Genomic DNA, 22742 nt, shown 5'->3' on the forward strand with positions numbered 1-22742 from the left:
TTAAAATGTACAATTTAAGCCCAGAGTGATGGTTCTTGCCTGTGGGATCATTCCAAATTGTGGTGTCGCAGGATCCATTCCTTTGTAGTTCGTAATTACAAAAAGGTTACTGGCAGTTGCATTCAGCGACAAAGCACTCAGGCCCAATGATTTTAATTTATTGGCTGGCAAAGCATAGGCAAACTGAAGATTTCTAAGGCGGATATAATCCGCATCAGTATACACCAGGTCTGAAGCTGAAGAATAATTATTTGTGGTTTTATTTTGCGTGGTTAACTTCGCATACATTGCTTGATCACCTGGATGATGCCAGGTATTTTCATAACTGTATAAACTCATGTTTTTATTACCAGATGGACTGATCGTCAGCATCCCCTTTTGCTTAGCATAATAAAAATCGGCACTCAGAGAGAAGTCTTTATATCTGAACAGGTGGCTCATACCACCGAAAAAATCTGGGTTGGTATTGATCGCCAGTCCTCTATCGTCATCTCCTGTACCTTTTGGCGCATAATTGACAGACTTAATCTGCCCATCACCACTATAATCATAATAAGTATATTCCCCTGTTTGAGGGTCTACCCCTGTATTTTTAAACACATAAATATTATTCAGCGATTGTCCAATTTTATATTCCGCATAATAAGGTGATTGTTCAAAATTCGGATAACCAACCAATACATTTTTATTTTTCGAAAAGTTAAATCTCGTACTCCAGGAGAAGTTTTTCTTATCTATAATTCTGGCAGATAAACTCAACTCAATCCCGCTGTTTTTTACTTCTGCCGGAGAGTTGAAAACCACGGTAGTAAATCCAGTATAACCGGGTATGGGATAAGCTAAGAGCTGATTATTGGAATAGTTACTGTAAAGAGCAGCATCCATACTCAGTGCGTCTTTAAAAAAAGAGAGGTTCATGGCTATTTCTGATTTCTCATCCCGCTGCCATCTAAAGTCTGCATTGGGTTGGATCTGAGGAACCATGGGACTCACTCCCTCGTAAACCGGAAGTTTTGATCCGTTGCTTTCAGTCCCCCATTGGGTTAAGTACTGGTAGTCTCCTACATTGTCTTTCCCCACTATTCCGTAACTCCCTCTAAACTTAATCAGGCTAATGGCATTAGGGAGGTTGTTTTTTATCCAGGACTCTTCACTGGCAATCCATGCTACTCCTATGGAACCAAAATTCCCGAAACGATTTCCGGCTCCAAAACGGCTACTGCCATCGCGTCTTCCATTTAAGTTCAGAATATATTTATTCTCCAAATTGTAGTTTAATCTGCCAAATACCCCGGCATACTTATATTGTAATACCCTTTCCGATGCAACATATGTTTTTGCGGAATTGATACTTTTCAGCATTTCATCTGATTCAAATCCAGAGGCTCGTATATTTTGTACATTGGTATTGTTGTTTTGCAATGTTCCCCCAATGAGTACGTTTAATTTTCCTTTCCCAATAAAAGTATTGTACTCTGCCTGAGGTTCTATAATTATGTTTTTAACAGCTGTAACCCCGGTATAAATTGAGGACTCCGAACTTGCCAATACCTTAGGGCTATAAGCGGTAAGCGGCGTAATCAGACGGACATTTGAACCCGTAGAATTATAGCCCATGCTTAAATTGAAGTTTAGGTTCTTCAATAGTGAATAACCGAGGTTCAAACTAGCGTTTAACAGATTCATGTTGTTCTTAGATTCCTTTTTCGTGGAAGTAAACTCGGACATATCTGTTTGCCAGGGTATGAAGTTTAACCCTCCCTTTTCATCATATACTTCAGGGGCATTAGGGGGTAACAATGCCACATTATCTAAGTTTCTCGTGTTGTTTTCGGCAGCTGAAAACTGACTGGAAAAATCTATCTTAAAGCGCTGATCGGCACTTTTATGAGATAAATTAGAGGAGAATGATAGCGACTGATTTACACCACTCACCTGAGTGATATTTTTAGTTCGTCTTAATCCTGTGGAGATCCTGAAATTCGTTTTGCTATCACCACCAGATAAACCTGCATCAAAACTTGTCCATTTTCCAGTATTACCCCAGGCATATTCCTGCCAGTCCGTATATCTGTTTTGATCGTATTTCAACAATTCAGGCGAATTGATACTTGTTGGTGTGATTCCATCATTTTTAAAGGCCTCAGTCCTGGCCGCCAAATATTGCTCCGTATTGAGCATATCCCAGCGCGTTGCCACAATCTGAACACCCTGTTGAAAACCTGCCTGAAGCTTAGTTTTACCTGCCTGTCCTCTTTTCGTGGTAATTAAAATCACTCCATTTCCACCACGGCTTCCATAGATAGCAGTAGCATCAGCATCTTTTAATACTTCTATAGATTCAATATCCTTAGGGTTTAAGGTCGATAATGGGCTGATTCCAGCAGTGATCCCACTTTGATCCAATCCCGAAGAAAGTTCTGCCTGGGCATTCACACCATAACTTAAAGACTTGGTTTTCAAAACAGTCAAAGGAACACCATCAATAATATATAGTGGCTCTGAACTGTACCCAGAATTGATGGAACTTCTTCCCCGGAGTTCTACTTTTGGCACACTGGATTCCAGACCATTAGTCGCACTAATTTCCAAACCCGGTACCATCCCCTGAAGCGCAAGCAATGGATCGGTAACCAATTGTCTGTCAATATCAGCAGCGCTTACCCTAACAATATTCCCCGTTGTTAAGCGCTGTGTGGTTCTACCATAAGCCTGTACCACTACTGCATCCAATGCATTGGTAGTTTCAACCATTTTCATAAAATAAGTGCTCTCTTTTCCTACCGCAACATTCTGGGTTACATAGCCGATATAGCTAAAAACCAAGGTGTCTGTTGGTAGCACATCTTTAATGATAAAAATACCCTTAGCATCTGCATAAACTGCTTTTTTTGTCCGTTTAACCATAATTGTCGCACCAGCCAGGGCTTCATCATTTTTTATGGTGGTAACGGTACCATAGATGGTAGTGCCATCGAAATGATGACTGATCTTTTCTTTCAGGTCCTCCAAAAAAGATTTCTCCCGGATTAAAATCGTATTTTCTTCAATCTGGTACATAAAATGACTCCCTGTTAAACACTGATTTAGTGCATCAGTAAGACTTCCGTTCTTCACATTCAGCTGGACAACTGTTGGTTTCCGTATTACATTCGCGTCGTACAAGATATCGTAGCCGCTTTGCTGACGAATTAATTTTAAAGCTTTTTCTAAGCTGATGTTGGTTTGGTTGATATTGATTTTCTGTGCAAAGCTACTGGCACTGACCTGCAACATGGCCATAAATACAATAAAAAAAACAAGTTGAATACGCATAATAATCAATCGCATTAAAGATGGACTGAGTCGGTTAGGCTTCATATCCGGGCATACACTCAACTTCTGCACGCAGGGTTTTATCCCGCATGAGAAATTACTACTAAAATTCATACATTTGAGTTGTTTGGGTTATTGGTTTAATTGTTTGTTCGCATAAATATTAATCAAGGATAATCCAATTCATTTCAGGAGTGTTAGCGCACTCCTGAATCTTTAAGATCCCCTGAGATAAGTAGAGTTACTTCATCACAGTGATCCTCCTTCCATCGATTTTAATCTTTATACCTGCAATTGGTTCAATAATTTTAATCACTGCGGAGATATTTTTTGAACGAGACACCCAACCGCCCAACTTAATGGTATTTGGATCTACGCCATCATAAACGACATCCACATCATACCAGCGTTCCACTTTTTTCATGACGCTTGCCAGGTCTTCATCTTTGAAAATAAAGTCTCCGTTTTTCCAGGCCATTACCGTTTCCAAATCTGCCGCCATCATTTTCAACCGGTCGTTGTTCAGGTTAAGTATAGACTGCTGCCCGGGTTTCAGCAATATGGTCTGTTCTTTGCTCCTGGTTTTCACCTGACCTTCTAATAATGTGGTCACCTGTGTTTCTTCATCCGGATAAGCATTGATATTAAAATGCGTGCCCAATACTTCTACCACCTGGTTTGGTGTATGTACCAGAAAAGGTTGATTTGCACGATGTGCAACCTCAAAATAAGCTTCACCACTCAGGGTCACTTCCCTTTTTTTGTCTGTAAAATCACTTGAATATTTTAAAGAGGAAGCCGCATTTAGCCAAACGTCCGTTCCATCCGGCAGTTGTACCTGGTACTGGCCACCTTTTGGAGTTTCGATGGTATTGATCAAATTTGCATTTTCAGCGTTCTGATCGCTAATCTTATAAATCAGCTGTCCGTCTTTTGTCTTCGTAATCTGTACGCCATCTTCAAAAACCCCGCTGCCATTTTTAAGGGTATCCAATAAGATCACTTTGCCATTACTCAATACTAAACGTGCTTTATTGGAACCGGGGCCAATCAAACTTGCCGCTAATTCCTGGCGCTTTGTATAAGTATAGTGATGGTAGGCAAAGAAGGCCGTTCCCAGGCAAAGCACAATAGAGGCCGCAATGGAAATCTTAACCCATAATCTTTTGCGCCAGGCTATTTTCAGTTTCGTCCCTGGATTTTTAACGCTCAGCACCTCATTTAAGATCTGATCTTCCTGCTCCAAAGAAAATGGACTTTGATAGGGCTCAAAATTATCGTAGTGCTGGTCTATGATCGTTTTTAACTGCTGATCATAATCGCCAGAATCAATGAGGCGCAACAGTTCTTCCGTTTCAGCAGGACTGCCTTGCTTACTGAAATACTGTTCGAATAAATAGGAAAATCGTTCTTCTAGCATAAATTAAATAGATGCAGGCCATAGAAATCTGCCTCATCTACACTAAAGAGTAAAAACTCAGGAAAAAGGGGGTAATGAAATTAAAATATTTTTTTTAGCGGATGATCACTGCAGATGTCAGTACCAGAATGACACTCAAATCGATCCTACCATTGACATCTTTCCGGATAAACTGAACCGCTAATTGAATGTGTTTTTTGACAGTTTCGGGGGATAATTGAAGCGCTTTTGCAATTTCATCATGCTTTAACCGGTCGTAACGGCTCATCTTATAGACCTTTTGCTGCTGCTCAGGTAATTTATCAACTGCCATTTCTATCAACCTCCGGTAGCCATCAGCTGGGTTATCGAGTTCATCTAAGGCAAATTCCGTTAAAGCCTCTTTTTCAAATGCAGCATGAACAACGCTTTTAGCGGCCATTTTTTTAAGCACTAAAAATGTTTCATTCCTACATAGGATATATAAGTAACCGCTAAAATTGGAGATATCTGTCAGCGTTTCCCGCCTTACCCAGATCTTGATAAAGGAATCCTGAATGATCTCCTCTGTGATATCAATAGAATCTGTGAGCTTAAAAACAAACTCAGCAAGGGGTTTGGCATACCAATGAAATAATTCAGCAAATGAACGCTCGTCGCCTTCCGCTATTTTTTTTAGAATATAAATTTCATTTTCCAGTGGTGTGACTGCCATTATTGAATTACCGTTTTTGTTGAGTTCCGGGAATTCAATATTATAAATAATTTGGCAATATATTATCAGAATCGAGGCTTGCTCCATAAAATTACCCATATGATAATTATAGAGCAAGCCCGGGTATTATTTTTATTCAGCTGTTAATGACTTTAAGATTTTGGCGGCATTTACATTTCCCGGATTAAGCTTCAATGCTTTTTGATAGTTTTCTTTGGCTAAGGATTTATCACCATTGGCAAGATATGCTTCTCCCAAGCTATCATATGCATTACCACTTTCTGGATAGAGCATCGTATTTAATCTAAAAATATCGATCGCTTTTTTATAGGCCTTTGCGTTTAGCAGTTGGTAGCCCTGGCCATTGATATAAGATTCATTTAACATCCCGTGATTTGGGTGATCGATTTTCCCTTTTTTAAATGCCGCTAAACCTTCCTCAAAGCGCCCCTCATTGATCAAGCCATAAGGAGTATGCTCTTCTTTTGACAGTTTCGGATTCTCATAGCGAGCTGGCTCATTGAGCATCGAGAAAACCATATACGTTTTCTGATCTGCAGGATTCACCAGAAACTTCAACTTTCTTTCCCAGCCCTGCATCACATAAGTATCTGTTGCTACTTTAAACAATTCAGTAGGTTCTTCGATATTATTTTGAATAAACAGTTTCCCCTGTTGTTCGTAAACCTTTGTCTGCCCATAGGTATCCGTCCGATAACGGCCTACCAGCTTTTTACGATCCATGGCATTCAAGGCTAATTTCTTATAGATCGGGAACTGATAATCCGGCCAGTTATAGGTAACTGCAACTGCACGCATCACCTCATTAATTAGCGGAGGCTGATTTCCATTGGTTAAGATCACTACCCCATCGCCATTCTTTGTATTTCCAATAATAAAACTGGAGAAACCCTCATTCCAGCCACCATGGTTAAAATACTGAGTTTCATTTCTTTTCTCAAGGAAAATACCGAGCCCTTCAAAAGGCTCCAAAAATGGATTGACCATTTGTTTAGCCATGTTTTGAGAGATCACTTTCTGGCTTTCCCCTTTTAAAGTAGCCTGCAGGTCAATGATAAATTTCGCAAGATCTGTTGCTGTTGTCCAAAGCCCTGCAGGTGCCATTTCAGGGTAAATATGTCTTTTCCCGGGAACTTCTGTGTTGTTGGGTAAATAACCTGTTGCCGCGAATTTCAATTGTTCGGCAGTCAAAGGCTGATTGTAAGTACTATTTTTCATGTCCAGCGGAGCCAGAACAAGTTCATTCATGATTTGCGGATAAGGCTTTCCTTCCAGATCTATCATCATTTGCTGCATCACGCAATAACCTCCTCCTGCGTAGCGCAAGGATCCACCTGGGACTTTATCTACCCTGATTTCCGGTGAGTTTGCCGGTTTTTCTCCATTGAGTATTTGAACAAGTGTCGGAATAGAATCTCCAGGTGTATAACCTCCAAAACCGCCCACTGTAAGTCCGCCGCTATGGCTCAACAAGTGTTTAAGATTTACCTTTTTTGTACTGGTGAACTCATTATCTGGTAGCTTCCAGGTTTTAAGGTAAAGATTTACATTCTCCTCCGGATTGATCCTCCCCTGCTCCACCAACTTCAATGCAGCATAAGCACTTACGGGCTTGCTAATTGAGGCTGCCTGAAAAAGCGTTTGGTCGGTTACAGGCTGCTTACTGGTTTTATCCATGATCCCATAGCTTTTGACATAGGAAATTTTGGAATTTTTGATTACTGCAATAGTCAATCCGGGAACCCCATAATGTTTCATTCTTGATTCCATAGTCCACACCGAATCCCCTGCAAAACGAAGTACAGGAACTAATCCTGACTCCACTTTCTTGATCATTACTTTGGTATCGTTGCCAGATTGAGCAAACAAATGCTGATTACTTAGGGAAGCGATCAGGAATAAAGGGAGTAAAAATGAAGATTTCATAAGGTTCTTTTTTTAAAAGACGTAAAAGGCAGCAAATAGTTTCAATATTTAATTAATTGATCAACAACTGCTTACCAGGAATATCAATCGTAAGTTGTTCTCCAAGCCAATTCATCGCCATGATGCCATCATAGATCAAACCTTGGATAAAGGATACCTTCACCTCATTCAACTTGACATCCGCATCTGCAAGTGCAATTTTACCTAGCTTAGTGTTGTAAAACTTATTGCCCATTTTTGGATCAAAGCTGCTTTTTCTATAACTGATGTCGGTTTTAGTGCTGTCTACCCCTAAGGCATTCATAAATTTCGAATTGAATCGATAGACATTGGCCCCCGCCCCACTGTCGAAACCAACCTGCAGGGTTAACGTATCATTTACCCGCACATTAGCGAAAATATCCAATGCTTTCCCGCGATCATCTGCGAGCTGTAATGCTGTGCTTTTGCCCGATTTTGCCAAACGTTTTAAGGAGCTTGCAGATTCAAATACGAGTGATTTTGTTTTATAGTTGATCGTCAATGGAGTATTTCTGAACGGCAGTAAGGAGATCAAGCCATCTAAAGGAAAATCAAGGTCCAGTACAGAAAACAATTGATTCGAATAATCAAGGCCTCCTATTTTCATGGATTTCACATTCCACAATTCTAAATCCATGGCCTCCCCGGTGGCTCTATGCCCGGTATATGATCCATCCAATTTATTCAAACCACTTACTTTATCTGCAAATTTCTTCGTCAGCAGGTTCAGTCCAGCGCCAGTATCAAATATAAAATTACCCTCAACTCCATTTATAGTGGCTTTGATCACCAAGTGCCCTCCAGCAGTAACCTGCATGGGTACTGTAATTGGATTATTGATTAAATTTTGGCTACGGGCGACTTCAGTTTGAATTAAACAGAAGAAGAAACTAAGGGATAAGACTAATAAAAGGAAGCCTGGACGAAGTGTTTTTGTGTGATTATTCATAATTTAATACAGATTGGATTTTAGAGTTCCTGATAAACAGGAATGTTACATCAAATTAGAATATTATCAATTTCAGTAAAAACTGAGCGCGTTCTTTTAAATTCAGTGACAAGTACCCTATCTTAGAAATTTAAACCGTGTTCATGATTAAAATTAACGAAAGATTGAGTCTCGAGCTGATCAGCGATCCGATTGCTGAACTGCTATTCCAGGCCATAGATGGTAACAGAGCGCACCTTTCCGCCTTTCTCCCCTGGGTTGACAATATGAAGGTTCCCGATGATTTCACAAACTACATCGTCGCCTCCAGACAACTTGCCGCCGCGGGAAAAGAGCTCAGCTATGCCATTGTGTTTGATCAGATTCCGGTAGGAAGAATAGGATTACACAACATAAATAGCCAGCATAGAAATGCATCCATTGGCTATTGGCTAACCAGGGCTGCCGAAGGAAATGGTTTAATCCTAAAATCCTGCAAAGAACTAATCAGCTACGGATTTCAGGAGTTGAAACTCAAAAGAATTGAAATAAAGGCCGCAATAGCAAACCATAGAAGTCTGGCAGTACCAGAAAAACTAGGTTTTACAAAAGAGGGTATATTGAGGCAAGCGGAGCTGGTTAACGAGGAGTTTCTTGATTTAGTGTTATACTCCATTCTTGAAGAAGAATGGGACAAACAGCTCAGCAGTTAAAATAGACATTCAGATAGCAGATCTTTGGTTATCTTTGCGTAATCATGAAAAATGAGATTACGTCAAATCATAAAAAAAATAGTTTCCTGTTCTTTCTTTACTTAGTAGGTCTTAGTATTATAGGTTTTTTAGCCACAGACATGTATTTACCCGCATTCGACAAAATGCGCATAGATCTGGGCACATCCAAAAGCAATATCAGTGCAACATTGAGTTTATTCTTAGCAGGATATGGCATCGCACAACTGTTATGGGGTCCAATATCCGACAAGTTCGGCAAGCCGAAAACAGTGCTGATGGGCTTAAGCATCTTCACCATTGCTTCCCTAGGGATATATTTCACACACCATGTTGGCATTTTATTAAGCCTCAGATTAATACAGGCAATCGGTGTTTGTGCTGCTGCTGTAAGTTGGCAGGCTTTGGTGATCGAGCGATATCCAAAAGAAGAAACCAATAAGATATTTGCTTCTATTATGCCTTTGGTAGCATTATCACCTGCCCTGGCCCCACTAATGGGTGCTTTCCTGCTCAATTACTTCGGTTGGAGGTCTATATTTATCGCACTCGCCATTATTGCGGCGCTGCTTATCTTGTATACCTTAACCATAAAAGAAGAGAAAAATGGCCAAACTGAAACTGCAAAACCAGAGGATTCAGCCTTAGATAAATCTTATTTATCGCTCCTAAAGTCAAAAAAATTCATCGGAAATGTATTGCTCTATGCCCTGTGTTCTGCTGCTTTTTTCGCCTGGCTTACCGGTTCTCCATTCTTTTTGAAAGAATTGGGCTACAACGAAAGTCAGATCGGACTGAGCTTTTTCCCACAAACCATTGCCTTTTTAATCGGTGGATATGGCTATAGAAGTCTGACCAGTAGAATAGAAGGAAAGAAATTGCTCCCTTATTTACTGATCATTTACTCGATCAGTTGCCTGGCACTTTATTTAATTACCATCAGCATCACTCCTACATTAACCCTATTATTAATCCCATTTTGTTTAATGGCTTTGGCAAATGGTGCCTGTTACCCTATCGTTGTAGCGGAAGCGTTAAAATCAGCTACACATAACGTAGGAAAAGCAGCGGCGATGCAAAACACCATTCAGTTGGGCATCTGTTTTATTGCCAGTGGAGTGGTTTCCCTGTTTTCAAAAGATGCCTTGTTAACCACCACCATTGTGATGACCTGCACCATACCATTCGTATACATTGGCTATAAACTCAGCATAAATAAAACACAATACAAAAATTAGTTTTTGCGGCTATAATGATAATCAATCACGCGACCAGCCCCCAGTAGCTGGTTGTTTTTTACCCGGGTTTTGGTGCCAGCAGGCAGCACCACCAACACCGCCGATGCTAAGGCAGGAATCGTAAATTCAATTGGAGCCCTCACATTCCTGGCGATAAACCTTTGCGTCAGCAGGTTATAAACATCTACTTGATCAAGTGGCTCAAAGCGAACCGTTTTGTCCTCCTGATGCGGATTATAATACAACCAGGAAGGGAAACTTTTAGCCCCATAAAAATCTGTGGCATTCAGGTCCAGCTGTAAAACGCCCTCCACATTGGTTTTTTGGACAATACTTCCAAAGATTCCCACATGGCCACTTCCATAAACACTAAACTGGGAGACTTCCGGATTTTTACCCGGCACCCATTTCGGCCCATCCCCTTGTGCAACTGGTGCTTTCAGATCCAAATACCGATCTTCAAAAGTAGAGGCTTTTGCCATTCCTTCATAAGCAATGACACCTTTAGTTACCGCAGCGAGTTCTGCTAAAGTCTGATGGGCTGCCGGCATATATTGAGGGTAAAATAACCTGGAGGCATTTACCGCATTTAACATCCATTTTCCGATGGCCGTAGCATAAGCAGGTTGATACTTCACTAAAGGTACTAAGGGCCATGCTGCATCAAAAGTATTCATGAGAAAACTGTAGCCCCCATGGTCCACCGTGCTTCCTACTGTGCCTGAAATGTCGATTCCATTCCAATTTCCGACAAGAAAGCCCCAACCTTCCCTACAGACTGCAGTACCGGAAAAAGTCCAGTCCAGCATTTTAGCCAGGTCAAAATTTGTCCCTGATTCTGCATTCATTCTCGCCGCTAAGTAGGCCCCAAAAGGCATTAACAACTCGTAAGTGGGGTTTATTTTCTCTGCATCCAATGCCTTCATCGCGCTGATTGCGCCCTGTAAATAACGCGGATCACCAAACTTTTTATAGGCTGCATATAAAACATAGGCATGCCCGGCAGCAGCATCCGGTTGCACACAAATGGTATTCGTTTTAGGAAGCATTGCAGCGTAATCAAAATAAGAATAGTGGTAATTGCCATTCAATATGGAATCCGCTTTGAAGAACTTCTCCGCAATCTGTTTCGCCATTTGATCAAAATCCGGTTCTGATGGATACTTTTCATAGATGGCATAAAAGAGCACATTCGGATAAACATCGTACCACCAATCGCGCCCATAACCACCACCCAATAAGGCCACTTCCGGAGCGGTATTGTTCATCATGATGTTCCAGCCCGTATCCCTGTTAAAGTAGTTCTTCAGCATGGATACATAGTTCATCCCCTGTTGGTTTCCCTTATTTATCCCTACCAGCGAGGCTCCTAAAACAGCGCCCATATTTGCAAGTGCTTCATGAAACATTCCTTTATTGTGGTTTGGCCCTTGCCGGACATCCCCAATCGCGGTATACATGCCCATCACCGGTTGATCGAAGTTTTTACGTGTGCTATCCATCCACACCAATGGCCAGTATTGCCCGCTTGCCTTAAAATCATAAACGGTACTATCGAAACGAAGCGCCATCTCCCTCCAGTCAATAATATTTAAAGGTTGAGGTAGGTTGGCCATCTCCGCTACACGCGAAATCTGAACCTGTTTAACCTGGGCCTGACTACTGAGGTTCATCAAAGTGCTATTGACGACAATAATAAGGCAGCTTAATTTCAGCAGGTATTTCATAAGCGTTTTTCTGATAAATATTTGGCAATCAAAGAGTCCAGAAGATACACAAATTCAAGATGCCAAGCGAATGGCCTCCAAACAAATTCACCGTATTGCTGTTTACTAAAAATCTAATCCCTAAAAACGCTTTATGAAAACAATTTACACCTTTGGAATTTCATTCTTTACCCTTGCTTTATTTAGTTGTACCCCTCAAAAAGCAAGTACCGCTACTGAAAAACAGGACACCGCAAAAATGGCTACAACCGATACCACCACGGAGAAGAAAATGATTGGTGGTGATAAAGACGAGCATGGCTGTTTAATCGCGGCAGGCTATAGCTGGTCGGTATTGAAACAGGATTGTATCCGTCCTTTTGAATTAAAAACCAAATTGAAAGACTTACAGAACAGTAATTATGCCGGTTACCTGTTGTTTTCTTCGGATAACAAACAGGCGGAGGTCTTTGCGGTTGAGTTTAAACCATCGATTGTGCTGGATGCGGAAGGTGCAGAAAGCTACATTGCTAAGGACAACAAATACAAAATGACCAAAAACGGTCAGAAACAATGGGTTATTTCCAAAACGGAAGCTGGAAAAACGGCTATAATCTTACAACAAGAGTAAGAGAAAACACCTTTCAGATTAAATTAAATCTACATATATGATTATAAACGAACTTTTTGACTTGACGGGGAGAGTTGCCATTGTAACCGGCGGTGGTAATGGAATTGGAAAAGCCTGCTGCGAAACGCTTGCGGAAGCTGGAGCGGCAATTGCCGTTGCAGATCTTAAACTTAAAGATGCAGAAGCAGTGGTTGCAGAAATCATTAGTAATGGCGGGAAAGCAATTGCAGTGGAATGCAATGTGATGAATGATGAAGATCTGGTCAAACTGGTGGAAACCTGTCGCCAGGAATTAGGCGGCGTACATATCCTGGTCAATAATGCCGGCGGTGGTGGTGGTGGCCGCGAAAATCCCTTTAAAATTACGGTGGATGACTTTGCACGGGTTTTTAAACTCAATGTTTTCAGTGCCTGGAGACTTTCACAACTCTGTGTTCCTTTAATGAAAGCGGATGGTTATGGAAGTATCATTAACATCACCTCCATGAGCAGCGTCAATAAAAGTCCAAATATGAGTGCTTATGCATCTTCTAAAGCGGCAATGAACCATATGACGGCAAACCTGGCCATGGATTTCGGACCGGAAGTACGCGTCAATGCCGTTGGGCCGGGCGCTACAAAAACTGCGGCATTGGCATCCGTACTCACACCAGAAATAGAGGAAAAAATGTTGTCACATACTCCAATAAAGCGATTGGGTAACCCATCAGATATTTCAGGAGCGGTCTTGTATTTCGCTGCACCAATTTCAGAATGGGTTAGCGGACAGATCCTGTTCGTTAATGGCGGTGGGGTACAAACCCTTGATTAAAGCAAAACAGGTATCATTTACTGCTTTTCAGCTCAATAAATGATACCTGTGCTTAGGTTTATTGTTTGATGGCTTTCTTAATTTAACAACTTCGCCAGTACTTTATCCAGCTTTGCTTTATCTTTTGAATAGCGCTCCAAATTAAAAAGTTTTACTTCTTTAAATTCTATCGGGTGACTTTCGCTCTGTAAAGAGATATAACCACCGGTTAAAGCTTTGCCATCTTGTTTGATTTTTGGGTCGTAGTTGGAAACATTACCACCACCAATTTGAGGTTTTGAATATTCCAATACCACTTCTTTATCAATGATGTGTTTAATCACAGAATCTCCTAACACTAAGAATTCAGCAGTCACCCATTGATCACCAGCATAAGTTTTCGACTTAGAATCCAGACAATGAGGCGTAAACAGCTTTCCATCATACACGATTTGTGTACCAGGAGTACAGACATTACTGGTATGACGAATATGCTCTCCATCACCCCCTAAGATCTGTCCTTCCACGGAAATCGGGAAATCCTGGTTCTTCAGCATCGTTTCTGGTGCCTGACAGTGCAACATGGCACCACTATTTCGTATCGCCCATCCTTCTCCTCCTTTTGCCTGATCGCCAACAAAGCGATAAGTTACTTTTAAGAGGTAATAAGAAAAAGGCTTCTTGTAAAAGATATGACCATACTGCTGATCAAAATTTTCATATCCATCATAATTTACCTTGATCAGGCCACCTTCCACACGAAACGTGTTGGCATAATTATCATTATAGTCGTGCTTGGCGATTTTAATGTTCCAGTCTTTCAAGTCTTTTCCGTTAAAAAGATTGATCCAGCCATTTTGGGCAGATGCCTGGTTAATAGATAGAAAAGTCAAGGATGCAAAAAGTAATAAGTTGATTTTTAGTTTCATAATTTCATTAATGGTTCGGTTTTAAAAATAGGCATTAAAAACAAACCAGACAATAACTATCCTAGCCATTAGCTAAAGAAATTAACCCTCATTAAAAGAATGATTATGGCTTAGATCGAATCAGGTACAAGGCCGCTGCCCATAAGTATTTGAAAAAATAGCAGGATCCTAAAACATTATGATGTGCTAATCAGTTATACCAAAATAACAACAGAAAAACCTAATTTAAACTAAAGATCATGAATGATAAACTCTCTGCTCATGCAACTGTAACCCGCCATTTTTCGGTAACTGCTGAAGATGTTTTTGATGCCTGGTTGAACACCTCAATGATTGGAAGATTTATGTTCGGTCCCGATGTCAGGGATGAAAAGATTGTGAGTCTAACGTCAGATCCTAAAGTTGGAGGAGCCTTTTCATTTATCGTCCTGAGAAATTCGGAAGAAATTGACCATGTAGGTGAATATCTGGAGATTAACCGCCCCCTTCGCCTTGCATTCACCTGGGCTGTAGGCAAAGATTCCGCTGATCATTCAGAAATAGAGGTTGATATTGTGCCTAGTGCTACAGGTGCTGAGCTAACGTTAGTGCAAAAAATGCCCGAAAATTGGGAACATTTCGTTGGAAGCGCAGAAGAGTCCTGGACAAAAATGTTAGATGCATTGGATAAAATCCTTTAAATCGACAGCTTGGCTTTCCTTGCTTTTCTTAAGTTTATCTTTTTTAAGAAAGCCAGGTAATAATAAAAGAACAGCAATGCAGGAATACTTGCAAGCTGTTTTTTTATTTCAAATCCATCCTTAATAAAATAAAACACCAGCGCTGTGAACAAATTTAAAACCACAAAAAGTAGCAGACACTTCTGCATAGTAGCGATATAACTTATCTTTTTCATTTATTTCAGGTTACAATATTCAGGTCTATCCAACTGTAAATGAATACAATCGATTAAGTAAATATACAAAAATTCTATCTTCAAAAAGTATAGTCAAGACAATTCAAGAAACAGCTTGAATACCAATTGTCAGAAAACAGACCATATTAGATGGAAACCCGCTTGAAGATGTAAAAAAATCATTGCTGGATACACCATCTACGTCTTTACTTGATGATTTCCGTTGGAGAAAGCAGAGCTCGCCCCAGAAAAAAAAATTGAATCCCGTAAAATCAATCATTATGGCCTCAAAAATGCAATAAATGAACTGATGGTAGCTTCAAAACAGTTCTTATTAAATTAATTTTTTTATCAAAAAACAGTACTTAAACCATCATTTAAGCAGAAAAACCACAATTATTAAATTTTTTATCAAAAAAACTTAGAATTCTTTTAAACAATCCTTATTTTACACTTGTTATTGATTTCCGATGAGCAGCTTGTTTTTTGGAACAATAACACTTATCTTTAATTATTAAATAAAATACAATGCCAGAAGGAACAGTAAAATTTTTTAACGAGTCAAAAGGATTTGGCTTTATCGTACCAGAAAACGGAGATGCAGAAATCTTTGTACATGTAACTGGATTAGCAGGACCTGTAAGGGAAAATGACAAAGTTACTTATGAAGTTGAAAACGGCAAAAAAGGCCTAAATGCAACAAATGTTAAAGCCATCTAATTTATAGATGATTTATCTAAAGCATCTCCAAAAGAGATGCTTTTTTTGTTTCTATCCTTTTCTGAAAGGGTTGAGTATAAAAGAAAAGCGGCAGTATTTCAAAATGAAAACACCTGCCGCAAAACACTTATTAAATAGAATTACTTTACTTAGAATTCCTCGAGGCCGTTTCTATTTTCAACACCCAGGCATATTTGCAGGGCAATGTTTCCGGCAATTTCACCAGGATCTTCCCATTATTATTAGTCCATGTTAATGGCTTATTTACGCCCAACATATAAATCTTTGAGCCTGCTTTAGGCTGAACTGAAGCAATAGACAGCTCATTATTATCCTGTTTATTAAAGATTGCATAGGTCGTTTTCCCATCCTTACTTTGCGTAAAACGTAGGTTATCCCCCTCTTTATAATTCTCCAGGCTATTTGTGGCATAAATGGCCTGTTTATTCACTTTCAACCAGGCACCCATTTCAGCCAGGCGTTCTACACTTGGCGCTGGAATTTCACCTTCCGCTGTTGGACCAACATTTAACAGGTAATTCCCACCTTTTGCAGCCACATCTACCAGGTTGTTGATCAACATTTCTGCTGATTTCCAATTCTGGTCGTTCTTTACAAAACCCCAGTTGTTGTTGATGGTCATGCAACTTTCCCAATAATCCTGAGAATTGGTCTTTAAAATCTCCTGTTCCGGGGTACCGAAATCACCTGCTGCATTTTCATACTTATTCATGCCCTCCATACCACCACGAGCCTTACTGATTCGGTTATTGATCACTAAAGATGGCTTAAGACCGCGTAAATAATTGTACAAGTCTTTTCCCTGAGCTTCTGTCCATTCCGAAATCCATTCTCCATCAAACCACAAAATGTCTGGATTGTATTTTTTGATCAATTCGGCCAATTGAGGTTTTAAATATTCCTCTCTATATTTAGCAAAATCAGGTTTTTCTGCAGGTTTTTGCTTTGGGTTGGCATTTGGCTGATGCCAGTCCATAATCGAATGGTACAAACCAAATTTGATTCCTTCCGCCTTACAGGCATCTGCTAACTCCTTGATGATGTCTCTCTTAAAGGGTGTCGCATCCATAACATCATATTTCGTCACTTTGCTATCCCACATACTGAAACCATCATGATGTTTGGAAGTGAACACGATATACTTCGCTCCTGCAGCTTTAGCAATACTTACCCATTTTTTAGCATCAAATTTTTGAGGATTAAATTGCGCGGCATATTTTTCATACTCCGCAGTCGGAATCTTATGCGTTTCCATAATCCATTCTGCGCCGCCATCCTTTCCGTTGTAAGTTCCAGCAGGAATCGCATATAAGCCCCAATGAATAAACATTCCGAAAGTATCGTCATGCCACCACTGCATGCGCTGTGTTTTGGCAGATTTCGATTCTTCTAAGTAATTCTTTTGTGCAAAAACCGGACTGGATAACATTAATCCGGCGATCAGCAGATAGCTCTTTTTCATACTTGTGTGATTTGGTTATCACAAAGAAAGCAATAATGGGCATTCACAATTCTGTGATAATGCCATATGATTAAACGATTTTAGCTTTCTGTTACACAAGAGCTTAACTAAAAATAGTTAAAAACAGAAAACCATTAGCCTCCGTACTTAAGCAACTTCCGCCAGCTCTTTAAGCATATTTTCTGCCTCCAGCACCGACTTCGTATAATTATTCGAGACCCAAACCGCATAATAATAGAAAAAAGGAAAGCTTATCGCATAAACGAGCCAAATATTGCTGACCTTGAAGAAATCATGCCCAGCAATCAGCTTGCCCATCACAGGGAGTAAACTGACCAAAAGAATGGCTCCAGCATAAAAACTGGCCTTCTGAACCATAAGAAACTGAACTTTTCCTTTCGAATACGCCTTCAAAGTCTGCTGGTAATTATTCTCGGAGATGTTGATCCTGCTCATCCTGCAAAGTGCTTTGATAGAAAAAACAGGCAATAAAATAAGGATTAAAGCAGAAACAAGGCCACAGACCTGCAAGTACCAGGTGTCTAACTTATAAAAATTGACTGCCATAAATAACAAGCCCAGCAGACAAACTAAAGCACCGATCACTTCATAAACCATCAGCTTATTAACTTTACGCCTATAGTTTTGATTTGTCATTTTAAGGATTAAAGAATCCGTGATTTTACTTTGTTTTTCAATTTTACTGGACATTTCTTCCCAAAGGGATTTCATTTCTTCTAGTTCCATAACCGAGGTTTTATTTGATTTGAGCAATGATTTTTTGTTTAATCCGACTGAGACGCGTAGCAACATTAGTAGTACTGAAGCCCGTTATTGCGGAGATTTCCTGATGCGTTTTGCCTTCCAGATAAAGCAGTACAATTGCTTTATCAATGCTATTCAGTTTTCTGATCTGTGCATATAAAAGAGCAAATTGTTCTTCTTTCAGTGTATCACTGGTATCTGGTTGATTCAAGACCTGCTCATCAATAGACACCTGACTCCCCTTTCTCTGCTCCTTTTTCAAATGAACAATTGCCGTATTTAATGCGATACGATACATCCAGGTGGTCAATTTTGATTCATTTCTAAAAGAAGCAAATGATTTCCATAGCTGATAGATGATCTCCTGATACAAATCCTGTTCCTCCGCTTTGCCATCAGTATACACTTTCACCACCTTATAAATAAGCGCCTGGTTATCTTTAATAATTTCTACAAACTCCTTTTTATTTTCCATAGAAAAATGAACTACAAGCTATTAGTATAGGAAGCCTGCTAAAAATCACAAAATCAAAGCTAATTTTTCAAGGTCGGCATAACGACCTTGAAAAATAGCACACAGAAAACAGCTTTTAAGAGGTAATGAAGTTCCAGAAGCTGATTTTTCTTCTGGTTACAAAGCCCAGCTTTTCATAAAGCTTTATTGCGCCAACATTGATTTCGGCGACATGCAGATAAGGAGTTTTACCTTCCAGAAATACCTGATTGGAAGTATGGGCAACCAATTGCCTGGCGTATCCTTTGCCAGTATGATCTGGATGCGTTATTACCGCACTCACTTCGGTATAATCGTTCATTTTCATACGCTCTCCCGTAACCGCAACCAGTTCCTTTTCCTTGTAAATCCCGTAGTAATTACCCAATTCGGGTGTATTGTTCTTGAAATAGCCTGGTTGCACCAGATTCACAAGTCTGAGTAAATCTGCTTTATGCTCGGCCTTCAAAGGAATAATATCCTCGCTGATCTCCATATTAATCGGAGTATCCAGCACCATTTGAAGGCAAATGAGTTCTTTGTTTAAAGTTAATGAAGGATGATAATTGGGTTGTTTACCAACCACATAAAAGCTACTGGCTAAATTTGAATACTCCTCCAGGGGTTTTGCTGTGGAATCCAGTGTGATAAAACCTCCAAATGGGCAATAGTCTGGGTGATAAAACTTGACATCACCATAGTTGACTGAGAATTTTTCATGGCTTTCGGTTAGTGAAAACCAAACCGGGTTATCTAATTTGTTTTCGTTTGTGATCATAGGATTTAAACAGATAAATATAGGATTCACAAGGCAACAAATAAAGTAAAATACCCTTGACAATCCGCTTTTAACCGGAACATCAAGGGGTGTATGTTATGCCATCAAAGAAATGACTAATCGTACTTCAATCCTGGGTAACCTAACAACCTTCTCCATAGTGCCAATTGGCCAATGATACTCGCTTCCCGATAAATCGAAAAACTAATCATCTCATAATAAGTCATTTTCATAAAACCCATATCGATTTCACTGTCCAGCTTTTCATCTTCGATATTTATTAAAGCCTTTCGGGCAATCGGGCTAATCATCTCCCAATCTTTCAAATATTCTTCTTTAGTTGGATATTTCACTCCTTCCTGGATCCCTTTGTGCTCACTAAACAACTCAAAACCTGTCTGTTTAAGTCCAGGGTTAGTCTCCGCAGTCATCCAAAAACGCTGCCCTACTAAAGAACCTGTCAGCCAAGCCATATGGTTCGCCTGTGTATTTAAACGGTTGTACATATCTTCTTCTGAAACACCTACAAGCGCCTTCGCAAAAAAACCAGTATGAAGGTCAAACAACGACAATAACCCTTGCATTCTGACACTAACTGTATTTACTTCCATAACATTATGATTTTATGGTCCAACTAATTATGGTTACCTGCTATTAAAGTTAAGTAGATTCTGCTGAAATAAAGGGGAGTAAAACGTCAATAAAAAGGGGCAATTGCGCCAGAATCAGAAACTTAATGAGAAAAAAAATGTTATGCCTTCATAAACCAGCGATCATGCTTAAAAATTACCAGCCAAATTTTAAATTTATCATCAATAAGCCGGTCTTTTACAGCTCGATATTTTTGATCGTATTTAGCCTTGTACTCTGCCTGCTCTTTCAAGAATCCCTGGATGCCTGGTTTAACAGCACCAAGCTTTTGATCACCGCGAACCTCGGCTGGTTCTTAATCCTGACCGTCAACTTCATCCTCGGTTTCTGTCTATATTTAGCTTTTGGGAAGTTTGGCAGGATTCGTCTTGGCGGAGAAGATGCAACGCCGGAATTCAGCAATATATCCTGGTTTGCCATGTTATTCAGTGCGGGAATGGGGATAGGAATTATGTTTTTCAGTATTGCTGAACCTGTTTCTCATTTCGCACAGCCCCCTCGCCCTGCGGGTTCGGCTCCGGAGCTCGCCATTCAGGCGATGGAATTTACCGCCCTACACTGGGGATTACATGCCTGGGCGATTTATGCAGTAGTAGGATTAGCACTCGCCTTCTTCTCTTTTAATAAAAAACTTCCGCTCAGCTTCCGTTCGTTATTTTATCCATTTTTGGGGGAACGCATTCATGGCTGGTGGGGGCATTCAATAGACATCCTTTCTGTAATCGCCACATTGTTTGGCCTTTCCACTTCCCTCGGACTGGGGGTACAACAAATGAACGCCGGCTTAAACTTCCTATTTGGCTGGGGAATGTCTACCACACTACAATCCTTTATCATCGTCATTGTAACTTCCATAGCCACCATATCCGTTGTTTCGGGCTTAGATAAAGGTGTTAAATTACTGAGCCAAGGAAATATGATCATGGCTTTCGCCTTAATGCTGCTCGTGTTTGCATTTGGACCATCCATCTACCTGTTAAAAAGCTTCATTCAGAACACCGGGTCTTACCTGGCCGATTTCATAGAAATCAGCACCTGGAACGACAGTTACCGGCAATCAGGCTGGCAAAACTCCTGGACCGTATTTTACTGGGCATGGTGGATTGCCTGGTCGCCTTTTGTGGGCAGCTTTATTGCGAAAATCTCGAAAGGAAGAACCGTCAAAGAGTTTATCCTTGGCGTATTGATTGCCCCGGCCATCATCACCCTATTGTGGATGACTGTTTTTGGCGGCACTGCCCTTCATTTTATTCTGGAAGGAGACCATACCTTGATTGATGCAGTGAATACCGACATCTCCACAGCGCTGTTTGTCTTCCTGCAAAAAATCCCTTTTACACCCATCTTATCCGGCCTTGCGGTATTACTTGTGGCATTTTTCTTTATCACTTCTTCTGATTCAGGATCCTTAGTAATCGACAATATTACTTCAGGTAACGCCTCCTATACCCCACCATTACAGCGTGTTTTCTGGGCATTCACACAGGCCATCGTGGCCATCGTCTTACTTTGGGGTGGCGGATTGGAAGCCTTACAAACTGCCGTGATCATTGCCGGGCTCCCTTTTGCAGTCATCATTTTACTCATGTGCTACAGCCTGAAAAAAGGACTCCAGGAAGAACTGAACAAGCATAAAAAGAAACTCCGTTCTAAACAGGAGAAAAGCTATAGAGACACCATTTCAGACCTAATGTCTGAGCAAAAATAACAAGAAGATATGGCATCAACCCCAAACATAAAAGTACTTGCAGGTCTTGATCTTTCTGAAATGGATCAGCCACTGATCAAATACCTTAAGCTACTTTCAGAACTATTACCCCTCAACAAGGTGACTTTCTTTCATAACATCAAGCAATCGGAGCTTCCTGAATCATTCAAAAGCCCTGAGCAACTAAATACCATCGCCAACACGATTAAAAAGAAGCTAGAGGCCACTATTCCTGCACTCCTGGGCGATCAGCTCCCTTATGACATAGAAGTCAGCTTTGAGGATTATACGGAACTGTCTTTCAGTAAAATGGCCAAAAAGAAACAAATTAACCTGGCCGTACTGGGCAACAAGCAAAACCTGGAAGGCAATGGTGGATTGGCTCATAAGTTAATCCGGATGCTTCCTTTTGAGACCTTACTCGTACCTGAAACCTACAATCCGGCGCCTAAAAAGATCATCGAGGCCATAGATTTCTCCAAATACACGCCTACGGTGATGCAATGGGGTAAACTCATTAAAAACCACCATCAACAAGCAGACTTGACATTTGAGCCTATAAACATCTCCAAATTGTCCTGGAAGTTCTTCCCTGGCCTTTCCAATGCCGAGATCAGAAAGAATACTCAGGAAGATATTAAGATGAAATCAGAAAAGTGGGCCAAGCTTTACCCCAACGCCAACCCTTTAAAAGTCGTTCCTGCGGAAGACAAGAATATTGCTTCTGCATTGATTCAGTATGTAAAAAAGGAAAAGGCCGACCTATTGATCATGGGTGTTCAAGGAGTTACCTCAGTCACCACACTATTTATGGGCAGTGTAGCAAATGAGGTGCTCTACCTGGAGAGCAATGCCTGTTTACTCTTTGTAAAACACAAAATTGAATCCTAATCAACGCT

General features: G+C 40.4%; 21 protein-coding genes. 8 read left to right on the forward strand and 13 right to left on the reverse strand.

What is annotated here, in order from left to right; genetic code table 11:
• The 5 genes from GM920_RS04290 to GM920_RS04310 all read right to left on the reverse strand — a co-directional run bounded on the left by GM920_RS04290 (window position 1) and on the right by GM920_RS04310 (window position 8346).
• Complete coding sequence (locus GM920_RS04290; protein ID WP_182953743.1) at window positions 1–3429, reverse strand: SusC/RagA family TonB-linked outer membrane protein; 3429 nt, start codon at window positions 3427–3429, stop codon at window positions 1–3.
• A 127-nt stretch (window positions 3430–3556) separates the two neighbouring features.
• The gene (locus tag GM920_RS04295; RefSeq protein ID WP_182953745.1) at window positions 3557–4735 is read right to left on the reverse strand and encodes a FecR family protein; all 1179 of its coding nucleotides are present in this window, start codon (window positions 4733–4735) and stop codon (window positions 3557–3559) included.
• Between the two features lie 94 nt (window positions 4736–4829).
• Window positions 4830–5429 carry an RNA polymerase sigma-70 factor gene (locus tag GM920_RS04300; RefSeq protein ID WP_182953748.1) on the reverse strand — a complete coding sequence of 200 codons (600 nt, stop codon included), beginning with the start codon at window positions 5427–5429 and terminating at the stop codon, window positions 4830–4832.
• Window positions 5430–5561: 132 nt separating this feature from the next.
• Entirely contained in the window at window positions 5562–7376 is a 1815-nt protein-coding gene (locus GM920_RS04305; RefSeq protein ID WP_182953750.1) for a serine hydrolase, read from the reverse strand.
• A 52-nt stretch (window positions 7377–7428) separates the two neighbouring features.
• A complete protein-coding gene (locus GM920_RS04310; RefSeq protein WP_182953753.1) occupies window positions 7429–8346 on the reverse strand; it encodes a retropepsin-like aspartic protease in 918 nt (305 codons plus the stop codon).
• A 143-nt stretch (window positions 8347–8489) separates the two neighbouring features.
• Here GM920_RS04310 and GM920_RS04315 point away from each other — a divergent pair, with 143 nt between their 5' ends.
• Window positions 8490–9038 carry a GNAT family N-acetyltransferase gene (locus GM920_RS04315; protein ID WP_182953755.1) on the forward strand — a complete coding sequence of 183 codons (549 nt, stop codon included), beginning with the start codon at window positions 8490–8492 and terminating at the stop codon, window positions 9036–9038.
• Window positions 9039–9082: 44 nt separating this feature from the next.
• The gene (gene punC, locus GM920_RS04320) at window positions 9083–10294 is read left to right on the forward strand and encodes a purine nucleoside transporter PunC (protein WP_182953758.1); all 1212 of its coding nucleotides are present in this window, start codon (window positions 9083–9085) and stop codon (window positions 10292–10294) included.
• On the opposite strand, the gene GM920_RS04325 is transcribed toward punC, so the two are convergent.
• A complete protein-coding gene (locus GM920_RS04325) occupies window positions 10291–12021 on the reverse strand; it encodes a hypothetical protein (RefSeq protein ID WP_235964427.1) in 1731 nt (576 codons plus the stop codon). The genes punC and GM920_RS04325 overlap by 4 nt on opposite strands.
• A 133-nt stretch (window positions 12022–12154) precedes the next feature.
• On the opposite strand from GM920_RS04325, the gene GM920_RS04330 reads away from it, so the two are divergent.
• Together GM920_RS04330 and GM920_RS04335 are read left to right on the forward strand one after the other, a co-directional pair.
• Window positions 12155–12631, forward strand: a complete 477-nt coding sequence (locus GM920_RS04330) for a hypothetical protein (protein WP_182953759.1) — start codon at window positions 12155–12157, stop codon at window positions 12629–12631.
• 37 nt (window positions 12632–12668) lie between these two features.
• Complete coding sequence (locus GM920_RS04335; protein ID WP_182953762.1) at window positions 12669–13442, forward strand: glucose 1-dehydrogenase; 774 nt, start codon at window positions 12669–12671, stop codon at window positions 13440–13442.
• A 77-nt stretch (window positions 13443–13519) separates the two neighbouring features.
• On the opposite strand, the gene GM920_RS04340 is transcribed toward GM920_RS04335, so the two are convergent.
• Window positions 13520–14350 carry a 3-keto-disaccharide hydrolase gene (locus GM920_RS04340; protein ID WP_182953764.1) on the reverse strand — a complete coding sequence of 277 codons (831 nt, stop codon included), beginning with the start codon at window positions 14348–14350 and terminating at the stop codon, window positions 13520–13522.
• A 239-nt stretch (window positions 14351–14589) separates the two neighbouring features.
• On the opposite strand from GM920_RS04340, the gene GM920_RS04345 reads away from it, so the two are divergent.
• Window positions 14590–15030: an SRPBCC family protein gene (locus GM920_RS04345; protein ID WP_182953766.1), complete on the forward strand. Its 441-nt coding sequence runs from the start codon at window positions 14590–14592 to the stop codon at window positions 15028–15030.
• Here the strand turns inward: GM920_RS04345 and GM920_RS04350 are convergent.
• Window positions 15027–15245 (reverse strand): hypothetical protein, encoded by a 219-nt coding sequence (locus tag GM920_RS04350; protein WP_182953768.1) that lies wholly within the window; start codon window positions 15243–15245, stop codon window positions 15027–15029. The two genes, GM920_RS04345 and GM920_RS04350, sit on opposite strands and share 4 nt — an antisense overlap.
• Window positions 15246–15773: 528 nt before the next feature.
• Between GM920_RS04350 and GM920_RS04355 the strand changes: the two genes are divergently transcribed.
• Window positions 15774–15965 (forward strand): cold-shock protein, encoded by a 192-nt coding sequence (locus GM920_RS04355; RefSeq protein WP_062548246.1) that lies wholly within the window; start codon window positions 15774–15776, stop codon window positions 15963–15965.
• A gap of 145 nt (window positions 15966–16110) precedes the next feature.
• Here GM920_RS04355 and GM920_RS04360 read toward each other — a convergent pair whose 3' ends face one another.
• The 5 genes from GM920_RS04360 to GM920_RS04380 form a co-directional block, all read right to left on the reverse strand.
• Window positions 16111–17448, reverse strand: coding sequence for an alpha-L-fucosidase (locus GM920_RS04360; protein ID WP_182953770.1), 1338 nt, complete (start codon window positions 17446–17448; stop codon window positions 16111–16113).
• A 147-nt stretch (window positions 17449–17595) separates the two neighbouring features.
• Window positions 17596–18195 carry a hypothetical protein gene (locus GM920_RS04365; RefSeq protein ID WP_182953772.1) on the reverse strand — a complete coding sequence of 200 codons (600 nt, stop codon included), beginning with the start codon at window positions 18193–18195 and terminating at the stop codon, window positions 17596–17598.
• A gap of 10 nt (window positions 18196–18205) precedes the next feature.
• A complete protein-coding gene (locus GM920_RS04370; RefSeq protein ID WP_182953774.1) occupies window positions 18206–18688 on the reverse strand; it encodes an RNA polymerase sigma factor in 483 nt (160 codons plus the stop codon).
• A gap of 115 nt (window positions 18689–18803) precedes the next feature.
• Window positions 18804–19484 (reverse strand): GNAT family N-acetyltransferase, encoded by a 681-nt coding sequence (locus GM920_RS04375; RefSeq protein ID WP_182953776.1) that lies wholly within the window; start codon window positions 19482–19484, stop codon window positions 18804–18806.
• A gap of 116 nt (window positions 19485–19600) precedes the next feature.
• Window positions 19601–20095: a DinB family protein gene (locus GM920_RS04380; RefSeq protein WP_182953779.1), complete on the reverse strand. Its 495-nt coding sequence runs from the start codon at window positions 20093–20095 to the stop codon at window positions 19601–19603.
• Between the two features lie 164 nt (window positions 20096–20259).
• Here GM920_RS04380 and GM920_RS04385 point away from each other — a divergent pair, with 164 nt between their 5' ends.
• Both GM920_RS04385 and GM920_RS04390 read left to right on the forward strand, forming a co-directional pair.
• On the forward strand, window positions 20260–21843 hold the full coding sequence (locus tag GM920_RS04385; protein ID WP_182953781.1) for a BCCT family transporter: 1584 nt from the start codon (window positions 20260–20262) through the stop codon (window positions 21841–21843).
• Window positions 21844–21852: 9 nt separating this feature from the next.
• Window positions 21853–22734: a universal stress protein gene (locus tag GM920_RS04390; RefSeq protein ID WP_182953783.1), complete on the forward strand. Its 882-nt coding sequence runs from the start codon at window positions 21853–21855 to the stop codon at window positions 22732–22734.
• The last annotated feature ends 8 nt before the right edge of the window (window positions 22735–22742 follow it).

The sequence above is a fragment of the Pedobacter gandavensis genome (genome assembly GCF_014172405.1).
GTDB classification, from domain to species: domain Bacteria; phylum Bacteroidota; class Bacteroidia; order Sphingobacteriales; family Sphingobacteriaceae; genus Pedobacter; species Pedobacter gandavensis.

Coding starts and splice junctions, on each gene's coding strand:
- GM920_RS04375 (WP_182953776.1), bottom strand. CDS start 19,484: ATGATCACAAACGAAAACAAATTAGATAACCCGGTTTGGTTTTCACTA.
- GM920_RS04310 (WP_182953753.1), bottom strand. CDS start 8,346: ATGAATAATCACACAAAAACACTTCGTCCAGGCTTCCTTTTATTAGTC.
- GM920_RS04345 (WP_182953766.1), top strand. CDS start 14,590: ATGAATGATAAACTCTCTGCTCATGCAACTGTAACCCGCCATTTTTCG.
- GM920_RS04325 (WP_235964427.1), bottom strand. CDS start 12,021: ATGAAATACCTGCTGAAATTAAGCTGCCTTATTATTGTCGTCAATAGC.
- GM920_RS04365 (WP_182953772.1), bottom strand. CDS start 18,195: ATGGAACTAGAAGAAATGAAATCCCTTTGGGAAGAAATGTCCAGTAAA.
- GM920_RS04380 (WP_182953779.1), bottom strand. CDS start 20,095: ATGGAAGTAAATACAGTTAGTGTCAGAATGCAAGGGTTATTGTCGTTG.
- GM920_RS04315 (WP_182953755.1), top strand. CDS start 8,490: ATGATTAAAATTAACGAAAGATTGAGTCTCGAGCTGATCAGCGATCCG.
- GM920_RS04360 (WP_182953770.1), bottom strand. CDS start 17,448: ATGAAAAAGAGCTATCTGCTGATCGCCGGATTAATGTTATCCAGTCCG.
- GM920_RS04305 (WP_182953750.1), bottom strand. CDS start 7,376: ATGAAATCTTCATTTTTACTCCCTTTATTCCTGATCGCTTCCCTAAGT.
- GM920_RS04295 (WP_182953745.1), bottom strand. CDS start 4,735: ATGCTAGAAGAACGATTTTCCTATTTATTCGAACAGTATTTCAGTAAG.
- GM920_RS04355 (WP_062548246.1), top strand. CDS start 15,774: ATGCCAGAAGGAACAGTAAAATTTTTTAACGAGTCAAAAGGATTTGGC.
- GM920_RS04350 (WP_182953768.1), bottom strand. CDS start 15,245: ATGAAAAAGATAAGTTATATCGCTACTATGCAGAAGTGTCTGCTACTT.
- GM920_RS04390 (WP_182953783.1), top strand. CDS start 21,853: ATGGCATCAACCCCAAACATAAAAGTACTTGCAGGTCTTGATCTTTCT.
- GM920_RS04300 (WP_182953748.1), bottom strand. CDS start 5,429: ATGGCAGTCACACCACTGGAAAATGAAATTTATATTCTAAAAAAAATA.
- GM920_RS04340 (WP_182953764.1), bottom strand. CDS start 14,350: ATGAAACTAAAAATCAACTTATTACTTTTTGCATCCTTGACTTTTCTA.
- GM920_RS04335 (WP_182953762.1), top strand. CDS start 12,669: ATGATTATAAACGAACTTTTTGACTTGACGGGGAGAGTTGCCATTGTA.
- GM920_RS04330 (WP_182953759.1), top strand. CDS start 12,155: ATGAAAACAATTTACACCTTTGGAATTTCATTCTTTACCCTTGCTTTA.
- GM920_RS04385 (WP_182953781.1), top strand. CDS start 20,260: ATGCTTAAAAATTACCAGCCAAATTTTAAATTTATCATCAATAAGCCG.
- GM920_RS04370 (WP_182953774.1), bottom strand. CDS start 18,688: ATGGAAAATAAAAAGGAGTTTGTAGAAATTATTAAAGATAACCAGGCG.
- punC (WP_182953758.1), top strand. CDS start 9,083: ATGAAAAATGAGATTACGTCAAATCATAAAAAAAATAGTTTCCTGTTC.
- GM920_RS04290 (WP_182953743.1), bottom strand. CDS start 3,429: ATGAATTTTAGTAGTAATTTCTCATGCGGGATAAAACCCTGCGTGCAG.